The organism is Novacetimonas cocois, from assembly GCF_003311635.1.
In the GTDB taxonomy this organism is placed as follows: Bacteria; Pseudomonadota; Alphaproteobacteria; order Acetobacterales; family Acetobacteraceae; genus Novacetimonas; species Novacetimonas cocois.
The window spans coordinates 42,525-66,558 of record NZ_QEXL01000012.1 but is presented as its reverse complement, the minus strand read 5'-3'; the positions used below and the strand labels follow the sequence as shown (position 1 = coordinate 66,558).

The window sequence follows — 24,034 nt, the reverse complement described above, 5'->3', positions numbered from 1 at the left end:
CAACCTGCTGATAATAAATAACAAAGGTTTTTTTGGGTGTCGCCTTTCATCTAAATAAGGCGGCGTCTTTTTGAAGCTTTTACAAAAAGCTTCACCAAAAACTTTTATGATTCCAGAGGGTTGTCAGGTCAGCCTTTTCAAACGGCCTCTCAGTCGAGGGAACTGTTGGCGTTCTTCGTATCGGTCGGGGCTGCCGGGTCCTGTGCCGCGCGGGCGCGCTGCTCCTCGCTTGAGGCCATCATGTCGCTGTTGAAGCCGTCATGCAGGATGTGCGCCCATGTCTCCATCCAGCTGTTGCCCTTCTGAACGAAATTGAGGGCGGCGGGATGCTGCGACAGGTTTTCCTTGGCCCAGTCATCGGGACTTTGCAGGGACGCGGTCTTTTCCGTGGCCACGGGGTTAAGGAAAATCGTCACCGTTTCCACATTGACCGTATGATCGGGGGATGGCGCGGCATAGGTCCAGCTTGCCTTGTACAGAACATTCGGCAGCGTAAAGCCCAGTTCCTTCAGGCGGTTGGCAATGATGGCGGTACGCGTGATCGATGTGGGATAGACGGCGGCGGTAAACCAGCATTCCACACCGGGCGGTTTCGCGGGCAGGGTATGGGCCGCGAGGTTGCGGTCATCATGACAGCTTGAATCCATCGTCAGCGCAGCACTTTCCGGCACGGCCTGCGTGCTGGCTTCCGCCCCGATCAGGCCCGTGACAACGTGGTCATGAACGCGGACAAGGATATTTTCCAGAATTTCGCCATGGGGACCGGTGATGACGTTCATGACCGGATGCCACACCCCGGCGGGCAGCGGCAGGATGCGGCCCGCGAACGGAATCGCCTTGGTCAGGCGATCGGTGATCGGCATCATGGTCACGACCCCGTCGTCCCCCCCGCCAGCATTGTCGGCGGCAGGCGGCGCGTCATTCATGCCCAGCGCGTGATGGATGCGCTGGGTGATGTTCTGCACCCCCGGCCACAGGCGTGACAGGTAAGCGGGTGGAAACACCAGCATCAGGATGGAAAAGATGAAAATGGAATACAGGCACAGACGCCACAGGGGGGCACGGTGCCACAGACGGGAGACAGCAGACATTCCGGAATTCATATCCTGACGCGATATCCGCCCCGAAACCCACGGACGGACGGATAGAAAAGACCATTTCGCCTTACGCTGGTGTTCCCGATGGGCACAAGGCAATCATGGCGCCATGATCGCGGTCATCCCGGCCCCTGACGGGGCCGGGGGCCGGTTACTGGATGATACGTGCTTTCTGGGCCTCGCTATCATTGGCGATTTCCGCCACCACCCCGTCCTCGTTCGATACGATGCGGACCAGCTTCGCGCCCTGCTGCCGCGCGGTGATGAGGGAGTCGCTGATCATGTCCTCGATGGAGCGGGCAAGGTCGCGCGCGCTGGCGGCCGGTCCGATGCGATCCTGACGGCGCATGACCTGGAACAGCAGGGACGGATCGATGCCGCCCGTCTCCACCTTCAGGCCATAGCTGTCGATCATCGCCTCGATTTCCAAGGCGGAAACGCGCGCGATATCCAGCCCTTCGAGCGGACGGAACACGAAAATCCGGTCCAGACGGTTCAGCACTTCCGGCGCGAAGCCCGCCTGTCGCAGGGCTTCCACCGACTCGGCACGCATCTTGTCGGGTTCATCGGCCAGACGGTCCGCGATGTCCGACAGCGCGTCCGTCGCGATGTTCGATGTCAGGATGAAGATCGAACGCACGGTGGAAATATGCTGCCCGGTGGAGGCTTCGGTCACGTGGCCATCGTTCCACGCGGTCAGGAATTTCTTGAAGACGTCAGGATGCGCCTTCTCGATTTCATCCAGCAGCACGACGGCGTCCGGCTTTTCCTTCAGCCCGCCCGTCAGCTTGCCATAGGTGTCGGAGCCGACATACCCCTTGGGCGAACCAAAGAGCTGCGTCGCAGCATGCGGAGAGCTCATCTGCGTCATGTCAAAGCTCAGCAGCGGCCGGTCAAGCTGCCGCGCAAGCTGCTTGGCAAGATAGGTCTTGCCCGTGCCCGGCGGCCCGGCCAGCAGGAAGATGCCCACCGGCTTGCCCCGGACATGCAGCGCCAGCCGGCGTCGCAGCTGGGCGGCGATATCCTCGCACACCTGGTCCTGGCCGATCACCCGTGCGCGCAGGCTCGCCGCCAGTTCCTCGGCATCTATGATGGTTTCTTTCTGCTCGCGCGCCATCATTTCTTCCAGCGCACTACGATTGGTCAGTCTGGCCAGTACGTCCATCATCCATCCCCGTCTGCGTCGGAGTCCCTTTCTGGCCAGTCTCTCTGCGCGGTTTTCAAACCAGAGACCGGCCAGCGTCAAAATTGCACCACCCGCGGCCATGACCGGATAGGCCGGCGCACACCATTCCATGAAATGCCGTATGCTGGCGAGTGAAAGATGCAGGGCCGCGGCGGCCTGTATGCTGCCCAGTATCAGGAATATGACCATGATAACTGGCAGCATGCGTTCAAATGCCGGATACAGCGCTTTCATTGAACGACGACCCCGATCACAAGTTGTCCGTCCTTGTATAATACCGGCAGGGGCGTCGGGCCGGGAACGAAAATCGCCCCGGCATGCAGTCCCGCCGCCCCCGGGTCATTGACGGCACGGATCGTGACCTCCCCCGCGATGCGGATCGGCAGGACGACCGTGCGCGGCCGTCCCGTCAGGTGCACGATCTGGGTCAGACCCATGGATTCCACGCTGACGACAGAACTGCCCGTTCCCATGTCATACAGCGGCATTTCCGCCAGCACGATTTCATGACGCTTCAGCGCCGCGAGGATCGCGTTCTTCTGGTTGATGTCGAAAGAGGTGAACTGCAGCATGTCGGCCGCGCGTTCCGGCGCGATCATGGGCATTTCACCCAGAAGGTCCGCATGTGCGCGGGTATGGTTCACGACCGTGCGCAGGCTGCCGCCGCTGGTGTCGCCGCCCTGTCCCGCCAGCGCGGTCGGGGTGGTGGAACTGCCGCCGCCCCCCGCGTCGGAGGCGCCGCCCAGGCTGTGGACGCCGAACCCGCCAGCCACCACAGCCGCCAGCAGCCCCGCCACCACCATGCGACTGCTGCTACGCGGGCGCTGTGGCTGGCGGGATGGTTCCGTCGGCGGGGCGGACATCGGCATCATGTCATTCATAATGATGGGGGCCGTTAGGGGAGGCAAGCGTTTAAGCGGCGCACAATGTTACGCGGGGTGTAAAAAAGCGTTCACATCTGCATTTGCGCGGCGCCTTATTATTATAGAACTTGCGAAGTGGACGATCATGCCCTAGATATTCGGGCAATTCCTTCAATTTACGTTTATTTGGGGGGTGGCCGCAGGGCCGCCTTTTTTGCATTGGACGCAGATCTGCCTTTCCTGACCGGCCTTGACGCCCGCATTGCCGAGATGATCGGCCCCGCGCTGGTGGATATGGGGTTCGAACTGGTCCGTGTCTCGGTCCTGGGACGTGAAACCCCCACGGTCCAGATCATGGCCGATCGCGCCGATGGCTCCCAGATTACCATTGATGACTGCGAGCAGATCAGCCACGCGGTCGGCGCAATCCTCGACGTGGAGGATCCGCTGCCGGGGGAATGGACGCTGGAGGTCTCTTCCGCCGGGATCGACCGTCCCCTGACGCGGCCCAAGGACTGGGACCGTTTCGCCGGGCATCTGGCGCGGGCGGAAATGAACATGCCCGTCGACGGGCGCAAGCGGTTTTCGGGCATCGTGCTGGGCGCGCGTGACGGATGCGGCCTGATGCGCCTTGACGATGGGCTTGAGGTGGCGTTGCCTTTCGACGAGATGCGCAAGGCGCGGCTGGTGCTGACCGACGCGCTGATCGAGGCGAGCGCCCGTATGGCGCGGCCCGATGGCGCGGCGCAGCAGACTGATGAGGACCCGACGGCCGAGTCGCCGGACGGGATGTTGGAACAGACTGGCGGTCGGCGTGGCGCAAGGCCGCCGCGCAAGGCCCACTGAAAGACGCTCTGGAGACCCTGATGGATACGTCCGTTTCCCGTCCTGAACTGTTGCTGGTGGCGGATGCCGTCGCGCGTGAGAAGTCGATCGACCGCGAGGAAGTGCTCGAGGCGATGGAGCAGGCCATCCAGAAGGCCGGTCGCGCCAAGTACGGCCATGAAAAGGACATCCGCGCCACGATCGACCGCAAGACCGGCGACGTGCGCCTGTCGCGCTGGACCGAGGCGGTCGAGGAAGTGGAGAACGAGGAAACCCAGATCCCGCTTCACATCGCGCGCAAGTTCCGGCCCGAAATCCAGCTTGGCGAACATCTGATCGATCCCCTGCCGCCGATCGATTTCGGGCGCATCGCGGCCCAGACGGCCAAGCAGGTGATCGTCCAGCGCGTGCGCGAATATGAGCGCAAGCGCCAGTACAACGACTTCAAGGACCGCGTGGGCGAAATCGTCAACGGCACGGTCAAGCGGACCGAGTACGGTAACCTGATGGTCGAAATCGGCAGTTCCGAGGCGCTGCTGCGTCGTGACGAACTGATCCCGCGCGAAAGCTTCCGCAATTCCGACCGGGTGCGCGCCTATATCTATGACGTGCGTGACGAGCCGCGTGGGCCGCAGATTTTCCTGTCGCGCACCCATCCGGCCTTCCTTGCCAAGCTGTTCGCGCAGGAAGTTCCCGAAATCTATGACGGCATCATCGAAATCAAGGCCGTCGCCCGCGATCCGGGTTCGCGCGCCAAGATGGCGGTGATTTCGCGTGACGCGTCCATCGATCCGGTCGGCGCGTGCGTGGGCATGCGCGGATCGCGCGTGCAGGCCGTGGTGCAGGAACTGCAGGGCGAGAAGATCGATATCATTCCGTGGAGCCCGCAGGCCGCGACCTTCGTGGTCAACGCGCTGGCACCCGCCGAGGTCAGCAAGGTCGTCATGGACGAGGAGGCCGGCAGGGTCGAGGTCGTCGTCCCGGACGAGCAACTGAGCCTTGCCATCGGCCGTCGCGGCCAGAACGTGCGCCTTGCCAGCCAGCTGACGCGCTGGGACATCGATATCCTGACGGAGGCCGAGGAATCGGAACGCCGGCAGGAGGAATTCCGTCGCCGCAGCAACCTGTTTGTCGAGGCGCTGGATGTTGATGACGTGATTGCCGGGCTGCTGGTGACCGAAGGCTTCCACTCGATCGAGGAGCTTGCCTTCGCGGATGCGGATGAACTGGCCGGGATCGAGGGTTTTGACGAGGACGTGGCCAGCGAACTGGTGCGCCGCGCCGAAGGCTTCCTCGCACGTCGCGAGGAGGAAATGGACGAAAAGCGTCGCGCCCTCGGGGTGTCGGATGATATTGTCGCCCTTGGCGTCTTCACGGTCCAGATGCTGGTGACGCTGGGCGAAAAGGGCATCAAGACGCTTGATGACCTGGCCGACCTGGCGGGCGATGAACTTGTCGATATCCTTGGCGCCGATGCCATCGACGAGGAAGCGGCCAACGAAATCATCATGGCCGCGCGCGCCCACTGGTTCGACGATGACGAGTCGGAGGGTGGCGAGGCCACCGAAAAGCAGGAGAATTCCGACGTCTGAGGAGTATCCCATCGAAGATCAGGATACGGATGAGGAACGGGGGCCGCTGCGCCGTTGCGCTGTAACGCGCGCGCGGCTGCCGCGGGAAACGATGGTGCGGTTCGTCATTTCGCCGGACCGGATCGTGACCCCCGATCTTTCTGCGCGTCTGCCCGGACGGGGAATTTGGTTGAGCGCGCGGCGGGATGTGCTAGAAACGGCACAGACTCGTGGCGTGTTTGCACGCGCCGCGCGCGGACAGGTTGTCATTCCGCCTGATCTGGCCCATGTGGTGGAAATCGGGCTGGAACGCAGGATGATGGATGTCCTGGGGCTTGCACGGCGGGCGGGGCAGATTGTCTGCGGCTTTGCCAAGGTGCGGGAATTGGTCGTGGGTGGTCGCGCCGCGCTGGTCATACAGGCGGCGGACGGGAGCCCGGACGAGAGGATGAGAGTTTTGTCCGGTGCACGGGATCTTCCGGTTGCGGTTGTTCCTACGGCATTGGAACTGGGGGCGGCATTCGGCCGCGACCATGTCGTTCATGCAGCGATGCTGCATGGCGAACTGGCGCGCCGTTTTCGTGTCGAGAATGAACGTTTTGCGGGGCTGTCCGGCAGGATGGACCCGAATTCGGCGGATAAGTCCGCCGGACGGTGTGAACAGGCGGGTACATGAGCGAAGGCAACGATCAGGATCAGGGTAAGGGACGCTTGTCCCTGCGGCCGGCGGGCCGGAGGGAAGTCGGACGGACGGTCGATGCCGGTTCCGTCAGGCAGAGCTTCAGCCATGGTCGTTCAAAGGTGGTCCAGGTAGAGGTGCGCAAAAAGCGCGGCGCCGGGACTCCAGGTAGCGGATCAGGTCCGTCGGGTGGCCGTTCCGGTGGCCGCGCCGGTGGTGGACGTGCGCTGACGGCGGCCGAACTGGCGACGCGCCAGCGGGTACTGGAAGAGCAGCGCAAGGCCGCGATCCAGCGTGAAAAGGAACGGCGCGAGCAGGAAAAGATCACGATCCTGTCCGCTGCGGAAGAAGCGCGCCGCAAGGAAGAAGATGCCCGCCGCGAGGCGGAGGAGAACGCGCGTGTCCGCGCCGAGGCCGAAGCGCGCGAGCGTGAGGAAAGTCAGGCCCGCGCCGCGTCAAAGGCCACGCCCGCCGCGCCGGAGCCTCCGGGCCCTGTCGTGTCGGCCACGCCGATCCCCGGCGAGGTGACGCTGGCGCCGCCGATGGAACGCCTGCGTCCGCTGGCTGAGCGCGCGATCATGCCCGCCAAGCCGGTCACGCCGTCACGTCCGGCGCCGTCGCGTTCCAGCGCGGGGGCTGCCCCGGCGGAGACCCTGCGTCTGCGGGGCGGTCGTGCCGATGGCGGCGAGGAAGAGCGTCGTCCCAGCCGTCGTCCGGGTGGCAATGTCGCGCCGGGACGCCGTCCTTCGGGCGGGTCGAAAAAGAATGACAGCCGTCGTTCGGGCCGCATCGACGTTCAGGCCGCGATCGAGGGTGATGACGACAAGACGCGTTCGCTGGCGTCGGTCCGTCGCCAGCGCGAGCGTGAACGCCGTCAGGCGGAGCTGGAGCGCCTGCGTTCGGATCAGGTCCGCGTGGTGCGCGATGTCGTCCTGCCCGAGACGATTACGGTGCAGGAACTCGCCAACCGCATGGCCGCCCGTCAGGGCGAGGTCATCAAGGCGCTGATGAAGATGGGCGTCATGGCGACCGTCACGCAGTCGCTGGATGCGGATACTGCCGAACTGATCGTGCAGGAATTCGGCCATCGTGTCCGTCGCGTCGCCGACAGCGATGTCGAACTGGGCATTGAGGGGATCGAGGACAGGCCCGAGGACCTGCGTCCGCGTCCGCCGGTCGTGACGGTCATGGGCCATGTCGATCATGGCAAGACCTCGCTTCTGGATGCGCTGCGCACGACCGACGTCGCCAATGGCGAAGCGGGCGGCATCACGCAGCATATCGGTGCGTATCAGGTGACGTTGCCGTCGGGTGCCAAGATCACCTTCATCGACACGCCGGGTCATGAGGCCTTTACGGCCATGCGTGCCCGTGGCGCGTCGGTGACGGATGTCGTGGTGCTGGTGGTGGCGGCCGATGACGGGGTCATGCCCCAGACGGTCGAAGCCATCAAGCATGCCAAGGCAGCCGATGCCCCGATCGTCGTCGCGATCAACAAGTGTGACAAGCCGGGTGCCAATCCCGACCGCGTCCGTCAGGAACTGCTGTCGCACGAAATCGTCGTCGAAAGCATGGGTGGCGACACCCAGGACATCGAGGTCTCCGCCCTCAAGCGGACCGGGCTGGACAAGCTGGAAGAGGCGATCCTCCTTCAGGCAGAAATCCTTGACCTCAAGGCAAATCCCGACCGCATGGCCGAAGGTGCGGTAATCGAAAGCCGTCTGGATCGCGGACGTGGGCCGGTGGCCACCGTTCTGGTCCAGAAGGGCACGCTGCATCGCGGTGACATCGTGGTGGCTGGCGCCGAATGGGGCCGCGTGCGTGCGATGGTCGATGACCGCAATCGCCAGATCCAGGATGCGGGTCCGTCCATGCCGGTCGAAGTACTTGGCATTACCGGCGTCCCGGGTGCGGGTGAGCAGTTTGTCGTTGTCGACAATGAAAACCGCGCCCGTGAAATCTCGGAGTTCCGTCAGCGCGTCATCAAGGAACGCACCGCAGCCGGCCAGACGGCGGCGCGTGGCACCCTTGACCAGATGCTGGCCCGGATTCAGGCCGGCGCGCAGAAGGAAGTGGCCGTCCTTATCAAGGCCGACGTGCAGGGATCCGCGGAAGCGCTGCAGATCACCGTGCAGAAGCTGGAACATGAGGAAGTCAAGATCCGCGTGCTCAACGCGGGTGTGGGCCAGATCACCGAAAGCGACGTGCAGCTTGCCAAGGCGTCCGGTGCGGTCATCATTGCCTTCAACGTGCGTGCCACGGCGCAGGCCCGTCAGCTTGCGCAGCGCGAGGGCGTGGATATCCGCTACTACTCGATCATCTATCAGGTGGCCGACGACGTGGAACAGCTGGTGCGGGGCAAGATCGCGCCCAAGCATCGCGAGAAGTTCCTGGGATATGCCGAAATCCGTCAGGTGTTCGACATTACCCGCGTGGGCAAGGTTGCCGGCTGTTACGTGACCGAGGGCGTGGTCAAGCGCGGCTGTGGCGTGCGTCTGCTGCGTGACAACGTCGTCATCCACGAAGGTGAGCTGAGCCAGCTGAAGCGTTTCAAGGACGATGTGAAGGAAGTGGCGCGCGGTTACGAATGCGGCCTGTCCTTTGCCGGCTATAACGACCTGCGTGAAGGCGACGTGGTCGAATGCTTTGAAATGGAACTGGTCCCGGCATGAGCCGCAACTCGTCCAGGGATAGGGTAAAGACCACCGGACCGGCAGGGAGACTTGCCGGTCATGGTGTATCTGGCCCTTCGCAACGTCAGCTGCGCGTGGCGGAGGAAATCCGGCGCGCGCTGGCCGATATCTTCGCGCGGGTTGAATTCCGCGATCCCGAACTGGTCGATGCCCGCATTACCGTGACGGAAGTGCGGATTTCGCCGGATCTCAAGCATGCAACCGTCTTTGTCGCGCGGCTGGGCCGCAGCGATATCGAGGCCCTGCTGCCTGCGCTCAAGCGTGTTTCTTCGTTCCTGCGTTCCCGCCTGTCGCATATGGTGCGGCTGCGCGGGGTGCCGGACCTGCATTTCCAGCCGGATACGGCACTGGATTACGCGATGCATGTCGATGACCTGCTGCGTGATCCTGCCGTGGCGCGGGATCTGAAGGACGACTGACGCGACAATCTGACGGGGAATGCGGATTTCGCCGGACCTCAGGCATGCGACTGTTTTTGTCGCGTGTCCGGGCTGCGGCGATCCTGCTGCCCTCTGCCTGTCGCTGCCGTGTTTCGGTTTCATGCGAAACACGCTTTGTCCCGCCCCGATGATGGCGCGGCATTTTTCATGATCAGCAAAAAACAGCAGTAACCGTCCGGCATCTGAACGCCGCAACGGCTATGGTTCCATGGATGGAAATGGCGGGGGCGCGCCCGCCTTCATATGGGGATCAGTTGCGGCGTCCCATCAGCAGAAGCTGGGGATTGCGTTCCACATCGGTGGCAAAGCCGCGCAGGGCGGACGCCGCTGCCGCCAGGTCGCGCAGCGAGGAATCGAGGTTGGCGCGATCAGCGGAGCTTGGCGCGGTAACATCGTGCAGGCCCGCCAGCGTCTGTCGTGCCTCGGTCACGGTGTTGTTGGAATTGATCAGCAGGTCATGAAGCTCGCCCCCGCGTGCATCAAGCTGCTGCGTGCCGCTGTCGGCCAGATGGTTGATGGAGGTCAGGGTGACATCCAGACGCTTGTCCAGGTCGCGGATCGTGTCTGTCGCGGTATCGACGGTCACGCGGCTGCGGTCGGACGTCTCACGCACGCTGGTGACCAGCGGCGGCAGATCCTTGTCCAGCCGGTCCGCGAGGTTGCGGATGCTGACCAGCATTTCATCGGCGTTGGTCGCGATCGTTTTCAGCGGCAGCGTCGTCAGCGTATCGGTCAGCTTCTGCATTTCCGATTCGCGGACAGGGATTTCCGTCAGGTCGGAAATTCCCGGATGCAGGCGTGGCGGCGTTGCGGGGTCAAAGGACAGGTCGATTTCTTCCTGTCCCGTGACAAAGCTCTGCATATGAAGTTCCGCGCGCAGGCCATGGCTGATCATGTCCGGCAGGCCGTCGGCCGTCAGGCCCTGGCTGTGCTGCGTGGATTTCGCCCGGTCTGCCTGCAACTGGATCGTAACGGGAATGTACGCCTTGTGGGAGGTGGGATCGAACCTGATCCCGATATTTTCCACCGTGCCGACCTGCACGCCCTCCAGCGTGACAGGAGCCCCTATCCCCAGCCCGTTGATGGCGCCGTCGAAAATCACGACGGCGTTGTTGGTGGCCGAAAACGGGTGGAATTTGCCGAACAGGACAACCGCCGCGACACCCAGCAGGGCACCACCCAACACGAAAGCGCCGACCGTGGTCTGCCGTTCTGCCATGTGTTCAGGTCTCCCTACGACGCAATATTAAAGAGGTTACAGTCCAATCCGCGTTACGCGACCGGTCATCAAGGATGACACCAGAATGCCTGTCGCGAAAGCGGGGGCACCGGATGGCTGGCATGTTCCCGCCGGGGTGTTTTTATCACACGGTGGCGTAACGGCCATCCCCCCGGGGCAGGAATTAGGGCATTGCCCCGTACCGGCGCGTCGTTTACACGCACGGGCCTTGGTTCTTGCGCGAAAGGTTCTTGTGCTCATGCGACGCAGGCGTGGACGCCCGATTGATGGCTGGCTGATTGTGGACAAGCCGTCTGGAATGACGTCGACGCAGGTGGTCGGCCGCGTCCGTCACCTGTTCGACGCGCGCAAGGCGGGACATGGCGGGACGCTGGACCCGCTGGCGACGGGGCTGCTGCCGGTTGCCTTTGGCGCGGCCACGAAAACCGTGCCCTATGTCATGGATGGAACCAAGCGCTATCACTTCACCCTGCGCATCGGGGAGGCACGCGATAGTGATGACGCGGATGGCAGTGTCACCGCGACATCGGACGTGCGTCCCGACAACGCGGCGTTCGAGGCGGCGCTGGCGGCCTTTCGCGGCGACATCATGCAGGTGCCCCCGGTCTTTTCCGCGCTGAAGGTGGGGGGGGAGCGCGCCTATGACATGGCGCGTGACGGCCGCCCGCCGGACCTGCCGCCGCGACCCGCGCGCATCGACCGTTTCGAGCTGATCGCGCGTCCGGACGCCGATACGGCGGTGTTCGAGGTGGAGTCCGGGAAGGGCGTGTACATGCGCTCGCTCGCTCGCGATATCGCGCGTGCCTGCGGGACGGTGGGGCACGTGGCGGCGCTGCGCCGGCTGCAGGTGGGGCCTTTTGGGGAATCGGATGCGATTCTGCTGGACAAAATCGTCGCCAGCGCCGACAACGCGCCTGCCTCGCCGGATCTGCTGCTTCCGGTCGCGACCGCGCTGGACGACATCCCGGCGCTGGCCCTGACCCCGGAAGAAGCGGACTCCCTGTCACATGGGCAGGCTCTCAGCCTGCTTGACCTGATGGGCCGGATGCCGGACGCCGTCGATCCCCGCAGCGGGGTCGTGCGCGCGATGGACGGGGCGCATGTCGTCGGGTTGTGCCGTCCGCAGGATGGATGGCTGCGGCCCGTGCGGATGCTGTGACCTCATACCTTTTTGTAAACGGAGCACCACGATGTCGATTACCCCGGAACGCCGTACGGCGCTGATTGATGAATACCAGACCGCGGCCAAGGATACGGGTTCGCCGGAAGTGCAGGTTGCGCTGCTGACGGAACGGATCGTCAACCTGACGGAACACCTCAAGACCCATGCGAAGGATTTCCATTCGCGTCGTGGCCTGCTGATGCTGGTGGGCCGCCGTCGCCGCCTGCTGGATTATGTCAAGCGCAAGAGCCAGACGCGTTACGAAACGCTGATCAAGCGTCTGGGCCTGCGTCGCTGATTTGCGGCATGGCGGGATCGCATTCATAATGCGGCCCGCCGCGTAACCGTGCGGGCTGGCGTGACAGCGATGTCGCGCAGCCGCGCGGTTGCGCATTTTCGTGGCGTTCAATGGTGAATGCCGCAAACAACGCTGCCGACATGACGGCGGAGACACCCGGACAGGGTCGCAGCGTTTCAGGCCACATGGTGTATTGGCGGCCGGTCCGTCATCGCTCCATGCCGTCCGAGGCGCTGCCATCGATATCCCAATGTTCGGACCGCTCTGTTCCGTTTGCGGTAGCCAACGGACAGGACGTGTCTGCATGTTCAATTATTTTCGCAAGGAAATCGAGTGGGGCGGCCGCCCCCTCGTGCTGGAGACGGGCAAGATCGCCCGGCAGGCCGATGGCGCGGTCGTCGTCACCTATGGCGACACGGTCGTGCTGTGCACCGCCGTCGGCGCCAAGAGCGTCAAGCCGGGGCAGGACTTCTTCCCGCTGACGGTCAACTATCAGGAAAAGGCGTATGCCGCGGGCAAGATCCCCGGCGGCTTCTTCAAGCGTGAAGGACGCCCGTCCGAGGCCGAGGTCCTGAATTCCCGCCTGATCGACCGTCCGATCCGCCCGCTGTTCCCCGACAATTTCCGCAACGAGGTCCAGGTCGTCGCCACGGTGCTGAGCCACGACATGGAAAACGACCCGGCGATCGTGGCGCTGATCGGCTGTTCCGCCGCGCTGACGCTGTCGGGCGTGCCGTTCTTCGGCCCCGTCGGCGCCTGCCGCGTTGGCTACATCGATGGCAAGTATGTCCTCAACCCGACCATCGGGCAGATGAAGGACAGCGAGCTTGACCTCGTCGTCGCCGGCACCGAGGAAGGCGTGCTGATGGTCGAGTCCGAGGCCGTTGAGCTGAGCGAGAAGGTCATGCTGGGCGCGGTGACCTTCGGCCATGAGGCGTTCCAGGAGGTGATCGACGCGATCATCGACCTCGCCGAACACGCGGCGAAGGCGCCGTGGGACCTCGTCGAGCCGACCGCCGAGGAAATCAAGCTGCGCAAGAAGATCGACAAGCTGGGCCGTGCCGCGATCGCCGATGCCTACAAGGAGCGCGTCAAGCAGGCGCGTTACAAGAAGGTCGCGGCGGCCAAGGACGCGATCCTCGCCAAGCTCGATCCCGCCGATGCCGAGGCGGCCAAGCCGCTGCTCAAGGAGCTGGAGGCCAACGTCGTGCGCTCCGCCGTGCTGGAGACGGGCCACCGCATCGACGGGCGCGACCTGAAGACGATCCGTCCGATCGTCTCCGAAGTCGGCATCCTGCCGCGCGCGCATGGTTCCGCCCTGTTTACCCGTGGGGAAACGCAGGCCCTGGTCGTGGCCACGCTGGGCACCGGGCAGGACGAACAGGTGGTCGACGCGCTGGAAGGCGAATACCGCACCAATTTCATGTTGCACTACAACTTCCCGCCGTTCTCGGTCGGGGAATGTGGTCGCATGGGTTCGCCCGGTCGTCGTGAAATCGGCCATGGCAAGCTGGCATGGCGCGCCGTGCATCCGCTGCTGCCGGGCAAGGACACCTTCCCGTACACGATGCGCGTCGTGTCCGAGATCACGGAAAGCAACGGTTCGTCCTCCATGGCGACGGTGTGCGGCACGTCGCTGGCGCTGATGGATGCGGGCGTTCCGCTGAAGCGTCCGGTCGCGGGCATCGCGATGGGCCTCATCAAGGAAGAGGAAGAGTTCGCGGTCCTGTCCGACATCCTTGGCGACGAGGATCACCTCGGCGACATGGATTTCAAGGTCGCGGGCACCGAAAAGGGTGTCACGGCCCTGCAGATGGACATCAAGATCACGTCCATCACGCCCGAAATCATGGAAATCGCGCTGGGTCAGGCCCGCGAAGGCCGGATGCATATTCTGGGTGAAATGTCCAAGGCCCTGACGGAAGGACGTTCCGACGTCTCCGCCTCCGCGCCGAAGATCACCACGATTTCCGTGCCCAAGGAAAAAATCCGCGACGTGATCGGTCAGGGTGGCAAGGTCATCCGCGAGATCGTGGAATATTCGGGGGCCAAGATCGACATCAATGACGATGGCACGATCATGATCGCCGCATCGTCCGAGGATCAGGCCGAAAAGGCGATCGAGCGCATCCGTGGCATCGTTGCGGAGCCCGAGGTCGGCAAGATCTATAACGGCAAGGTGGTCAAGACCGCCGATTTCGGCGCGTTCGTGAACTTCCTCGGGCCGCGTGACGGGCTGGTCCACATTTCCGAACTGTCGCAGGGCCGCGTGGCCAAGACCACCGATGTCGTCAAGCAGGGCGACGAGGTGAAGGTGAAGGTTCTTGGATTTGATGACCGCGGCAAGGTGAAATTGTCCATGCGGGTTGTCGATCAGGAAACCGGTGCCGATATCGGTGATGTGGTCGGTGCCAAGGCGGGCCGCGGCGCGCGCTGAGCGCGTGTTGGCGGAAACCGACCGACAGCATGACGGGGCGGGGCGCGATGGACGTTGTCGCGCGCCCCGGTCCCCGCGACATGGCCGGCGCGGACCGGTTTTACAGATGACGATGGAATGGCGATGAAGGCGATCAACACGATCCGGATGGGCGGGGTGGATATCCTGCCTCTGGTCGAGGGCGGGAAAGGGGTTTCGATCTCCACCGGGGCCTCGTCCGGACATTGGGCCGCGGCGGGCGGCGCGGGGACGGTATCGATCGTGAATGCCGATTCGTATGATGCGGACGGCAATATCGTGCCCCAGATCTACCGGGGGCGCACCCGTCTGGAAAAGCATGAGGAACTGATCGATTACGCCATTCGCGGCGGCATCGACCAGGTCCGCGTCGCGCACGAGATCGCAGGTGGCAGGGGACGCATCCATGCCAACATCCTGTGGGAAATGGGCGGGGCGGAACGTGTGATCCGTGGCGTGCTCGAGGGCACGAAGGGCCTTATCAACGGCCTGACCTGCGGCGCGGGCATGCCCTATCGCCTGTCGGACATCGCGGCCGAACATGGCGTCCATTATTATCCCATCGTGTCGTCGGCGCGGGCGTTCAACGCCCTGTGGCGACGTTCCTATCACAAGAGCGGCGAGCTACTTGGCGGTGTGGTGTACGAGGATCCGTGGCGCGCGGGCGGTCATAACGGCCTGTCGAACACGGAAAATCCCCTCTCGCCCGAGGATCCGCTTCCGCGCGTCCTTGCCCTGCGCAAGCAGATGCGTGCGTTCGGGCTTGATGATACCCCCATCATCATGGCGGGTGGCGTATGGTGGCTGGAGGAGTGGGAGGACTGGATCGACAATCCGGAACTTGGCCCGGTGGCGTTCCAGTTTGGTACCCGTCCGCTTCTGACACGTGAAAGCCCCATTCCGGATGTCTGGAAACGGCGGCTGATGACGCTGAAGAAGGGGGATGTGTTCCTGAACCGCTTCTCCCCGACCGGATTCTATTCCTCGGCGGTCAATAATGCGTTCCTGCGTGAACTGCGCGCGCGTTCCGAACGCCAGATCGCCTTCGTGGTCGAACCGGTGGGCGAACATACCACACCCTTCAGCGTGGGCGCGCGTGGCCGCGTCGTCTATGTCACCGCCGCAGACAGCGAGCGTGCCCTTCTGTGGCAGCGTGAGGGATATACCGAGGGACTGCGCACGCCTGACAACACGCTGGTTTTCGTGACGCCGGAAAAGGCGCGCGAGATCCTGGCGGATCAGGCGGGCTGCATGGGGTGCCTGTCGGAATGCCGCTTTTCCAACTGGAGCCAGCGTGGACCGTCCTATACCAACGGGCACAAGGCCGATCCGCGTTCCTACTGCATCCAGAAAACGCTCCAGACGGTGGCCCATGCCCACGGTCCGGACGCGGGGGATGTCATGGAACACAACCTGATGTTCGGTGGCACCAACGCATGGCGTTTCGCGACGGATCCCTATTACGCCAACGGGTTCGTCCCCACGGTGGGGCAACTGGTCGAACGGATCATGACCGGGCGCTGAGCGCCTGTTTAAACAGGCCGGCCCAGCAACACCCTGAAGTGATAAAAGTTTTTGGTGAAGCTTTTTGTAAAAAGCTTCGTAAGACGTCGCCTTTTCAGACGAAAGGCGACACCCAGAAACTTTTATTATTCTTCACCACCAGATCCCGAACCCTGACGACCTTCATGGCGCAGGAGAAAAACAGGGCGCCACCAACAGGTCCGGGCCAGACGATCCTTATGAAAAAACCCCTGCCACGATGTCGTGGCAGGGGTTTTTTGATGGCATAGCGCGCGGGCCTTATGACGGTTGCAGGCACCCGTCGCGGAAAAGACGAAAGGCGATGGCGCGGTGACTGACGGCGTTTTTCTGTGCGTCGCTCATCTCGGCAAAGGTCTGGCTGCTGCCATCGGGGGCGAAGATGGGGTCGTACCCGTGGCCATGTTCGCCACGCGGCGGCCATACGACCTGTCCGTCGATGCGTCCCTCGAACGTTTCGGTCCGTCCGTCGGGCCATGCAAGGCACAGGACGGAAATGAACCACGCGCCCCGGTCGGGACTGTCGCCCATCAGGTCATGGATGCGGCGCATGACGGCGGGAAAATCCTTTTCCGGGCCGGCCCAGCGGGCGGAAAAGATGCCCGGATCGCCATTGAGCGCACGGACGCAGAATCCCGAATCATCGGCAAGGGCGGGAAGGTTGGCCGCCCTTGCCGCCGCCAGCGCCTTGATTTCGGCATTGCCGGCGAAGCTGTCCGCAGTTTCGTCGGGTTCCGGCAGGTTCAGTGTCGCGGCCGAGACGACCTTGATGCCGTACCCCGACAGCAGGGATGAAAATTCGGCCAGTTTCCCGGCATTGTGACTGGCCAGCACCAGGGTGTCGCCCCGGCGCAGGCCGCGCTGCTGCTGGCCGCTCATGCCGCCACCGCCTGCGCCACGGCGTCGCGCTGGATTTCAAACAGCCGTGACGTGCCTGCCTGTGCCAGACGCATCAGTTCGCCGAACTGTTCCTGTGAAAAGGGGGCCTGTTCCGCCGTGCCCTGGATTTCGACGATGCCGCCGGTTTCGGTCAGGACGAAATTGGCATCCGCCGCGGCATTGCTGTCCTCCTCGTAATCAAGGTCCAGCACCGCGCCCGCCGGGGTCAGGCCGCACGATACGGCCGCGACCTGTGCCGTGATCGGCAGGGCGGGCAGGACCTTCGCGCGCACCAGCCGGTCCAGCGCGATGCGCAGCGCCACCCACGCGCCGGTAATCGCGGCGCAGCGCGTGCCGCCATCGGCGTTCAGCACGTCGCAATCCACCGTGACGGACATTTCCCCCAGCGCGCGCAGGTCCACGACCGCCCGCAGGGCGCGTCCGATCAGGCGCTGGATTTCGTGGGTGCGCCCCCCCTGTTTCCCCTTGGCGGCCTCTCGCGGGCCACGGCTGTGGGTCGCGCGCGGCAGCATGCCGTATTCCGCGGTGACCCAGCCCTGTCCCTTGCCCCTGAGGAAGGAGGGCACGCGCGATTCGATGGTGGCGGCGCACAGGACCTCGGTCCCGCCCATGCGGATCAGGGCGGAGCCTTCGGCATGGCGGGCAAAGCCGGTCTGGATGGAAACAGGGCGAAGGGCGTCGATGGCGCGGCCGGATGGGCGCATGAAGGAAACTCCCGATAAAATCCTGATGCGCGGCATAGCGCGCAACCCCTGTCCTTTTCCAGTCCCGCCGTCCGGGCGTGGGCAGGGGCGGCATGGGGGCGCGGTCGTCACATCATGTGATTGTCGCAATAATCCATTGTCCCTATCGTTGTCATGAACGGACCTTGTCATGAACGGGCGGTCACGCCAGATCCATGCTGCCATCATGTCCGTGATGGCCTGGGGAGAGGAGGGAGAACGACATGGATATCGGAGCGCTGTCTTCACGTCCTGCCCTGCCGCCGGGGCTGGATGCGCGATCCGCCGCCATCCTGCGCGAAATTGTCGAACAGTATGTCGAAACCGGCGGTCCCGTGGGTTCGCGCACCCTGTCGCAGCGGCTGCCGCTGTCGCTGTCGCCCGCGACGATCCGCAATATCATGGCGGACCTGACGGAGGCCGGGCTGCTGTTTTCACCGCACACGTCCGCCGGGCGGCTGCCGACGGAAAAGGGGGTGCGCCTGTTCGTGGATGGCCTCCTGCAGTTCGGCAGCCTGAGCGAGGAGGAGCGCGAGACCATCACCCGCACGCTGGAGGTGCGCGGCCGCTCGCTGCAGGACATGCTGGGGGAGGCGTCGCTGATGCTGTCGGGCCTGTCCTCGGCGGCGGGACTGGTGCTTGCCCCCAAGAGCGACGGGACGATCAAGCATATCGAATTCGTCGCGCTGGGTCCGGGGCGCGCTCTGGTCATCCTTGTCGGCTCCGACGGGCAGGTGGAAAACCGCGTGATCGAAATCCCGTCCGGGCTGCCGCCCTCCGCCCTGGTGGAGGCGGGAAACTATCTCAATGCCCACCTGTCGGGCCGCACGCTCGACATCCTGCGTGAAAAGGTCAGCGGCGACATCGCGGCCAACCGCACCGAACTGGACCAGCTGACGACGGAGGTGGTCTCAAGCGGTCTTGCGACATGGAGCGACGCGGAGGAGCGTGGCGGCACGCTGTTCATCCGCGGGCAGGGGCGGCTGCTGTCGGACGTGACGGAGATCGAGCGGCTTTCGACCATCCAGATGCTGTTCGACCGTCTGGAAACGCAGGAAACGATGCTCCGCCTGCTGGACCTTGCCTGCGAGTCCGAGGGGGTGCGGATTTTCATCGGCGCGGAAAGCGGCCTGTTCGGGATGGCGGGAATGTCAGTGGTCATGGCCCCGGCCCGTACCGATTCCAACCGTATCGTCGGCGCGATTGGCGTCATCGGCCCGACACGGATCAATTACGGCCGCATCATTCCCGTGGTGGATTACACGGCGCGCGTCATCGGGCGCATGCTGGGCTGATCGACCCGTCCGTCAGGGCGCAGGGCTGGGTCCACGCAACCCCCGGTGATCCCGTCCGTCATCATGCCATACGGTGTCGCGCCATGTCGTGACGTTGCAGAAAGGAATGAAGCCATGACCCTGTCCACATCACGCCCCGGCGGTACTTTCAGGATTGGCGGTGATCTGGAGGTCGCGCGCCTGGGCTTCGGCGCGATGCGCATTACCGGGCCAGGCATCTGGGGGGAACCGGCCGACCGCGACGCGGCCCTTGCCACCCTGCGGCGCCTGCCGGAACTTGGCATCAACTTTGTCGATACCGCCGATGCCTATGGCCCCTTCGTCAGCGAGGACCTGATCCACGAGGCGCTGTCGCCCTACAGGGGGATGGTGATCGCGACCAAGGGCGGCCACACCCGGCATGGTCCCAACATCTGGTGTCCTGTCGGCAATCCCGATTACCTGCGCCAGTGCGTGCTGATGAGCATGCGCCGGCTGGGCGTGGAGCGCATCGACCTGTGGCAGCTGCACCGCGTGGGGCCCGACACGACCCCGGAACGACAGTTCGAGGCGATTGCCACGATGCGCGCGCAGGGACTGATCCGCCATGTCGGCCTGTCGGAAGTCACGGTGGAGATGATCGAGCGCGCGCGCCTGTATTTTCCCGTGGCGACGGTCCAGAACCGCTTCAACCTCGTCAACCGCTATTCGGAGGAGGTGCTGGATTACTGCACGCGGGAAAATATCGGCTTCATCCCGTGGGCGCCGCTGGCGGCAGGGGGCCTTGTGCGGGGCGATAACGTGCTGACCCGCGTGGCGCAGGCGCGCGGCGTATCCACCGGGCAGGTGGCGCTGGCGTGGCTGCTGCGGCGTTCGCCGGTCATGATGCCCATTCCGGGCACGTCCAATCCCGATCACGTCAGCGCCAACGCGCAGGCGGCGACGCTGTCGCTGACGGACGAGGAATTCCATGCCCTTGACCGTGATGGCCGCGCGGAATGGGATCGCCTCAACGCCTGATGCGGATGGGGGCCGGCACAGGTCCCGGCCCCCGCCGCTGAAGGCTTACATGCGCCGATCGCGGATCGGGGGCGACGTGGACGCCGGACGGTGCTAGGACAGAGGCATACGACACTCCCTATTTCCCTATTGGACACCGGATGACGCTTGCTGACGGATCGGGCCGCGATGGCCGGGTGCATGGAACTTCAGATGTCTCGCGCAGTGGCGGGGACGGCAATGGCGCTTCGGACCGTCCCCGTCCGCCCACCGGGGGGCCGCGCCCGCGCTACCGGCTGGTGCGCCGGGTGGCGGGCGGGGCGCTGGGCGTCGTGCTGCTGCTTGCCGGCGTCGGGGGCGTCGCCGCGTGGCAGGAATACCAGCACCTGTCGGAAGGGCTGCCGACCGTTGACGGGCTGCGTACCTACCAGCCGCCGGTGATGAGCCGCCTTTATTCGGGCGATGACCAGATCATGGCGGAACTGGCGGCGGAGCGTCGTATCTTCGTCCCCTACAGCGCGATTCCCGAACGGGTCCGCAGCGCGTTCCTGGCGGCGGAGGACCAGAAATTCTTCACCCATGGCGGCGTTGACCCGCTGGCGATCATCCGCGCGGGGCTGACGGACGTGATGATGCGCGGGACGAAGCATCGTCCGATCGGCGCGTCCACCATCACGCAGCAGGTGGCGCGGATCATGCTGCTGGGCTCCAACGCGGTGTCCATGGAACGCAAGGCCAAGGAAGCCCTGCTGGCGATGCGGCTGGAACAGACGCTCTCCAAACAGCAGATCCTTGAGATTTACCTCAACGAAATCTATCTGGGCGACGGCGCGTACGGCATCGGGGCCGCGGCCCAGACCTATTTCAACAAACCCCTCGACCAGCTCGACAATGCGGAGGCGGCGTTCCTCGGGGCACTGCCCAAGTCACCTACCAACTATAACCCCGTGCGTTTCCCGCAGGCGGCGACCGGACGCCGCAACTGGGTTCTTGAACGCATGGCGGAGCTCCATGACATCAGCCCCGAAGAGGCCCGCGCGGCGGAACAGGAACCGCTGATCCCGTCATCGTTTACCCGTCCCGGTCCCGTTCCCGGTTCGGAATGGTTTTCCGAGGAAGTGCGCCGCGAACTGATCGAGCATTATGGCATGAGCTCCACGATGGAAGGGGGGCTGTCGGTCCATACCAGCATGGACCCCCACCTGCAGCAGGTGGCGGCGAACGCCCTGCATGAAGGGCTGATGCGCTATGACCGCGCGCACGGGGGCTGGCGCGGCCCGGTGACGCATCTTGATGGCGTGGACCCGCACGGCGACTGGGCCAATGCGCTGGCGCGGGTCGGCGCGCCGGCGTCGATGCTGACGACATGGCGGCTGGCGGTCGTGCTTTCGGCCACGACGGGGCAGGTCGGCTGGCTGGAGGGCGCGTCGCCTGCCATTCCCCATACCGGCGAGCTTCCGGCGCGTGACCGTTCGTGGATGCACGCGGGCAAGGGGATCGCGACCGGCGATGTCGTGATGATCGAATCCATGGCCGACAGCAATGGCGTGGCCCTGCGGCAGGTGCCGCGTGTCGAAGGCGCGCTGACGACCATCGACGTGCGCACCGGGCGCGTGCTGGCGATGGTGGGGGGATGGTCCTTTCGCGCGTCGCAGTTCAACCGCGTGACGCAGGCCGCGCGCCAGCCCGGTTCGTCGTTCAAGCCGTTCGTGTACCTTGCCGCGATGGAACAGGGGATTTCCCCGTCGCAAAAATTCGACGACTCCCCGGTTTCCTACGGCGAATGGCATCCCAACAATTACGAGAAGGATTTCTGGGGCCCGACGATGCTGCATGACGCCCTGAGGGAGTCGCGCAACCTTGTCACCATCCGCCTTGCCGCGCAGATCGGGATGAAGTCGGTGGCCGACATGGCCCAGAAGCTTGACCTCGTGCATTCCATGCCGCTGGTCTTGCCCGCCGCCCTTGGCGCGGTGGAAACCACCGTAATGCGTGAGGCCGGGGCCTATGCCACCATTGCGGCGGGCGGCCATCTGGTCGCGCCGACGCTGATTGACGACATCAAGGACCGCAACGGCAACGTCATCTGGCGCGCGCCGGGCCTGCAGCTTCGTCCCGCGGCGGCGGCCGGGGAAACGCCAACGCCAACGTCCGCCCCCGATGACGGGCCGGTGCTGGAGGATACGCGCCCGCAGGTGGTTTCCGCCGACAGCGCGTATCAGGTCGTGACCATGATGCGTGACGTGATCCGCCGGGGCACCGGCGTGCGCGCGGGCGCTGGCATCGACCGGCCCATAGCGGGCAAGACCGGCACCAGCCAGGACTTCAACGATGCGTGGTTTGCCGGGTTCTCCCCCGATCTGGTGACGGTGGTCTGGGTCGGTTTCGACACGCCGCAGAGCCTGGGCCGCAACGAGACCGGCGGCGTGATCGCCGGGCCGATCTGGAACGAGGTGATGAAGGCGGCGCTGGCGGATCGTCCCCGGCTGGATTTCCGCACCCCGCCCGGCATGCGTCTTGCGCAGTACAACACCGGGATGGGCATGGCGATCGACGCCTTCAAGCCTGACCAGCAGCCCGGCATCAGCGTCGATATGGGCGCTGGCGCGATCGGTACCCTGACCGCCGCCGACACGGGGGCCGAGAACATGCCCGATTCCGAAAGCGACATGGCCACGATGCCGGGGCATGGCCCGGTGGGCAACGGCGTGCCGGGGGCGGGGGGGCAGCCTGCCGCCGCGCCATCCGCCGCGTCCTCGCCTTCCGGGGGTGACATCGGGATGGGTGGCCTGTATTGACGCGTGACGGGTCGGCGGGCATGCGCGCATGTCCATCGGCCATGCGTGTTTTTATCACGACGAGCTTAGGAGTAAGCCCCGATGTCTGCCGAGACCGAGGCCCTGAATGACCAGATCAAGCAGTCCGTGGCGCTGCTGAGGAGGCATCTTTGACTGGGATGTCGCAATCGAACGACTGGCGGAACTGAACAACCGCGTCGAGGATCCCGACCTGTGGAATGACGCCGAGGCCGCGCAGAAGCTGATGCGCGAGCGGACCCTGCTGGCGAACCAGATCGAGGGCGTGCAGAAGCTCGAGGGCGAGGTGCGCGATACGCTCGAACTCGTGGAGCTGGCGGAAATGGAAGGCGACGGCGATGTCGTCACCGAAGGGGTGCAGGCCCTGCGCGCCCTTGCCGAGGAAGCCAAGCGGCGCGAGACCGAAAGCCTGCTTTCGGGCGAGGCGGACGGCAATGACTGCTACCTTGAGGTGAATGCCGGCGCAGGCGGGACGGAGGCGCAGGACTGGGCCGAAATGCTGCTGCGCATGTACACCCGCTGGGCGGAGCAGCACGGCTACAAGGTGACCATGATGGAAAGTTCCGAAGGGGAACAGGCGGGGCTGAAATCCGCCACCATCCAGGTCAGCGGCCCCAACGCCTATGGCTGGCTGAAGACGGAGGCCGGGGTCCACCGCCTTGTGCGCATTTCCCCCTTTGACGCGGCGGCGCGGCGACAGACATCGTTCGCATCGGTGTGGGTCTATCCCGTGATTGACGATTCCATCGAAATCGACATCAACGAGGCCGACCTGCGTGTCGATACCTTCCGCGCGTCCGGCGCGGGCGGGCAGCACGTCAACAAGACGGAATCGGCCATCCGCATCACGCATATTCCCACCGGCATCGTCGTGGCCTGCCAGACCGACCGTTCGCAGCACCGCAACAGGGCAACCGCGATGGCGATGCTCAAGGCGCGGATGTACGAACAGGAACTCCAGCGGCGGGAGGCCGCCGCCGCCCAGACCGAGGCCGCCAAGACGGATATCGGATGGGGGCACCAGATCCGTTCCTACGTCCTGGCGCCGTATCAGTTGGTCAAGGACCTGCGGACAAACGTGGAAAAGACGAATCCGGGCGCCGTCCTTGACGGTGACCTTGATGACTTCATGGCGGCCGCCCTTGCCGCACAGGTGGGCGCCACCCGTTCGGAAGCAAGCGCGCAGGCGCAGTGACCAACCGGCCCGCCGTCAGTGGCGGGCCGGTCATCCATTCATATTCACGATACCTCCATCGGTTGAAAATGGTCTCG

Annotated in this window: 19 protein-coding genes; 13 read left to right on the top strand and 6 right to left on the bottom strand. The window is 64.5% G+C overall.

Going from position 1 to position 24,034, the window contains the following annotated elements:
* Positions 1-149 precede the first annotated feature (149 nt).
* The 3 genes from NJLHNGOC_RS10210 to NJLHNGOC_RS10200 all read right to left on the bottom strand — a co-directional run bounded on the left by NJLHNGOC_RS10210 (position 150) and on the right by NJLHNGOC_RS10200 (position 3,146).
* Entirely contained in the window at positions 150-1,091 is a 942-nt protein-coding gene (locus tag NJLHNGOC_RS10210) for a hypothetical protein (RefSeq protein WP_206059763.1), read from the bottom strand.
* A 157-nt stretch (positions 1,092-1,248) separates the two neighbouring features.
* Positions 1,249-2,517, bottom strand: coding sequence for an AAA family ATPase (locus tag NJLHNGOC_RS10205; RefSeq protein ID WP_113596260.1), 1,269 nt, complete (start codon positions 2,515-2,517; stop codon positions 1,249-1,251).
* Positions 2,514-3,146: a hypothetical protein gene (locus NJLHNGOC_RS10200; RefSeq protein ID WP_113596305.1), complete on the bottom strand. Its 633-nt coding sequence runs from the start codon at positions 3,144-3,146 to the stop codon at positions 2,514-2,516. The genes NJLHNGOC_RS10205 and NJLHNGOC_RS10200 overlap by 4 nt, the downstream gene beginning before the upstream one ends.
* Positions 3,147-3,365: 219 nt before the next feature.
* On the opposite strand from NJLHNGOC_RS10200, the gene rimP reads away from it, so the two are divergent.
* From rimP to rbfA, 5 genes are read left to right on the top strand one after another with little or no spacing between them, the layout of a single operon-like run.
* A complete protein-coding gene (gene rimP / locus NJLHNGOC_RS10195; RefSeq protein ID WP_110560652.1) occupies positions 3,366-3,992 on the top strand; it encodes a ribosome maturation factor RimP in 627 nt (208 codons plus the stop codon).
* 20 nt (positions 3,993-4,012) lie between these two features.
* A complete protein-coding gene (nusA, locus tag NJLHNGOC_RS10190) occupies positions 4,013-5,563 on the top strand; it encodes a transcription termination factor NusA (protein WP_113596259.1) in 1,551 nt (516 codons plus the stop codon).
* Positions 5,508-6,218: an RNA-binding protein gene (locus NJLHNGOC_RS10185; protein WP_408890803.1), complete on the top strand. Its 711-nt coding sequence runs from the start codon at positions 5,508-5,510 to the stop codon at positions 6,216-6,218. Before nusA ends, NJLHNGOC_RS10185 begins: the two co-directional genes overlap by 56 nt.
* On the top strand, positions 6,215-8,893 hold the full coding sequence (gene infB / locus NJLHNGOC_RS10180; protein ID WP_113596258.1) for a translation initiation factor IF-2: 2,679 nt from the start codon (positions 6,215-6,217) through the stop codon (positions 8,891-8,893). Before NJLHNGOC_RS10185 ends, infB begins: the two co-directional genes overlap by 4 nt.
* Complete coding sequence (gene rbfA / locus NJLHNGOC_RS10175) at positions 8,890-9,333, top strand: 30S ribosome-binding factor RbfA (protein WP_113596257.1); 444 nt, start codon at positions 8,890-8,892, stop codon at positions 9,331-9,333. The genes infB and rbfA overlap by 4 nt, the downstream gene beginning before the upstream one ends.
* Positions 9,334-9,604: 271 nt before the next feature.
* On the opposite strand, the gene NJLHNGOC_RS10170 is transcribed toward rbfA, so the two are convergent.
* Positions 9,605-10,573, bottom strand: coding sequence for an MlaD family protein (locus NJLHNGOC_RS10170; protein WP_113596256.1), 969 nt, complete (start codon positions 10,571-10,573; stop codon positions 9,605-9,607).
* 259 nt (positions 10,574-10,832) lie between these two features.
* On the opposite strand from NJLHNGOC_RS10170, the gene truB reads away from it, so the two are divergent.
* The 4 genes from truB to NJLHNGOC_RS10150 all read left to right on the top strand — a co-directional run bounded on the left by truB (position 10,833) and on the right by NJLHNGOC_RS10150 (position 16,033).
* Complete coding sequence (gene truB, locus NJLHNGOC_RS10165; protein ID WP_113596255.1) at positions 10,833-11,753, top strand: tRNA pseudouridine(55) synthase TruB; 921 nt, start codon at positions 10,833-10,835, stop codon at positions 11,751-11,753.
* A gap of 31 nt (positions 11,754-11,784) precedes the next feature.
* Positions 11,785-12,054, top strand: coding sequence for a 30S ribosomal protein S15 (gene rpsO / locus NJLHNGOC_RS10160; RefSeq protein ID WP_003617029.1), 270 nt, complete (start codon positions 11,785-11,787; stop codon positions 12,052-12,054).
* Between the two features lie 304 nt (positions 12,055-12,358).
* Positions 12,359-14,491, top strand: a complete 2,133-nt coding sequence (gene pnp, locus NJLHNGOC_RS10155) for a polyribonucleotide nucleotidyltransferase (protein ID WP_113596254.1) — start codon at positions 12,359-12,361, stop codon at positions 14,489-14,491.
* Positions 14,492-14,614: 123 nt separating this feature from the next.
* Positions 14,615-16,033 carry an NAD(P)H-dependent flavin oxidoreductase gene (locus tag NJLHNGOC_RS10150; RefSeq protein WP_113596303.1) on the top strand — a complete coding sequence of 473 codons (1,419 nt, stop codon included), beginning with the start codon at positions 14,615-14,617 and terminating at the stop codon, positions 16,031-16,033.
* Positions 16,034-16,312: 279 nt separating this feature from the next.
* On the opposite strand, the gene rdgB is transcribed toward NJLHNGOC_RS10150, so the two are convergent.
* Together rdgB and rph are read right to left on the bottom strand one after the other, a co-directional pair.
* On the bottom strand, positions 16,313-16,930 hold the full coding sequence (rdgB, locus tag NJLHNGOC_RS10145; protein WP_113596253.1) for an RdgB/HAM1 family non-canonical purine NTP pyrophosphatase: 618 nt from the start codon (positions 16,928-16,930) through the stop codon (positions 16,313-16,315).
* A complete protein-coding gene (gene rph, locus NJLHNGOC_RS10140) occupies positions 16,927-17,655 on the bottom strand; it encodes a ribonuclease PH (protein ID WP_113596252.1) in 729 nt (242 codons plus the stop codon). The genes rdgB and rph overlap by 4 nt, the downstream gene beginning before the upstream one ends.
* A gap of 242 nt (positions 17,656-17,897) precedes the next feature.
* On the opposite strand from rph, the gene hrcA reads away from it, so the two are divergent.
* The 4 genes from hrcA (at position 17,898) to prfB (ending at position 23,957) form a co-directional block, all read left to right on the top strand.
* Positions 17,898-18,968: a heat-inducible transcriptional repressor HrcA gene (gene hrcA / locus NJLHNGOC_RS10135; RefSeq protein ID WP_113596251.1), complete on the top strand. Its 1,071-nt coding sequence runs from the start codon at positions 17,898-17,900 to the stop codon at positions 18,966-18,968.
* 114 nt (positions 18,969-19,082) lie between these two features.
* On the top strand, positions 19,083-19,967 hold the full coding sequence (locus NJLHNGOC_RS10130) for an aldo/keto reductase (protein ID WP_113596250.1): 885 nt from the start codon (positions 19,083-19,085) through the stop codon (positions 19,965-19,967).
* Between the two features lie 140 nt (positions 19,968-20,107).
* Positions 20,108-22,744 carry a penicillin-binding protein 1A gene (locus NJLHNGOC_RS10125; RefSeq protein WP_113596249.1) on the top strand — a complete coding sequence of 879 codons (2,637 nt, stop codon included), beginning with the start codon at positions 20,108-20,110 and terminating at the stop codon, positions 22,742-22,744.
* An 81-nt stretch (positions 22,745-22,825) separates the two neighbouring features.
* A protein-coding gene (gene prfB, locus NJLHNGOC_RS10120) for a peptide chain release factor 2 (protein ID WP_113596248.1) occupies positions 22,826-23,957 on the top strand; the annotation gives its coding sequence in 2 pieces (ribosomal slippage) (positions 22,826-22,894 and positions 22,896-23,957; 1,131 coding nt in all).
* Positions 23,958-24,034 lie beyond the last annotated feature (77 nt).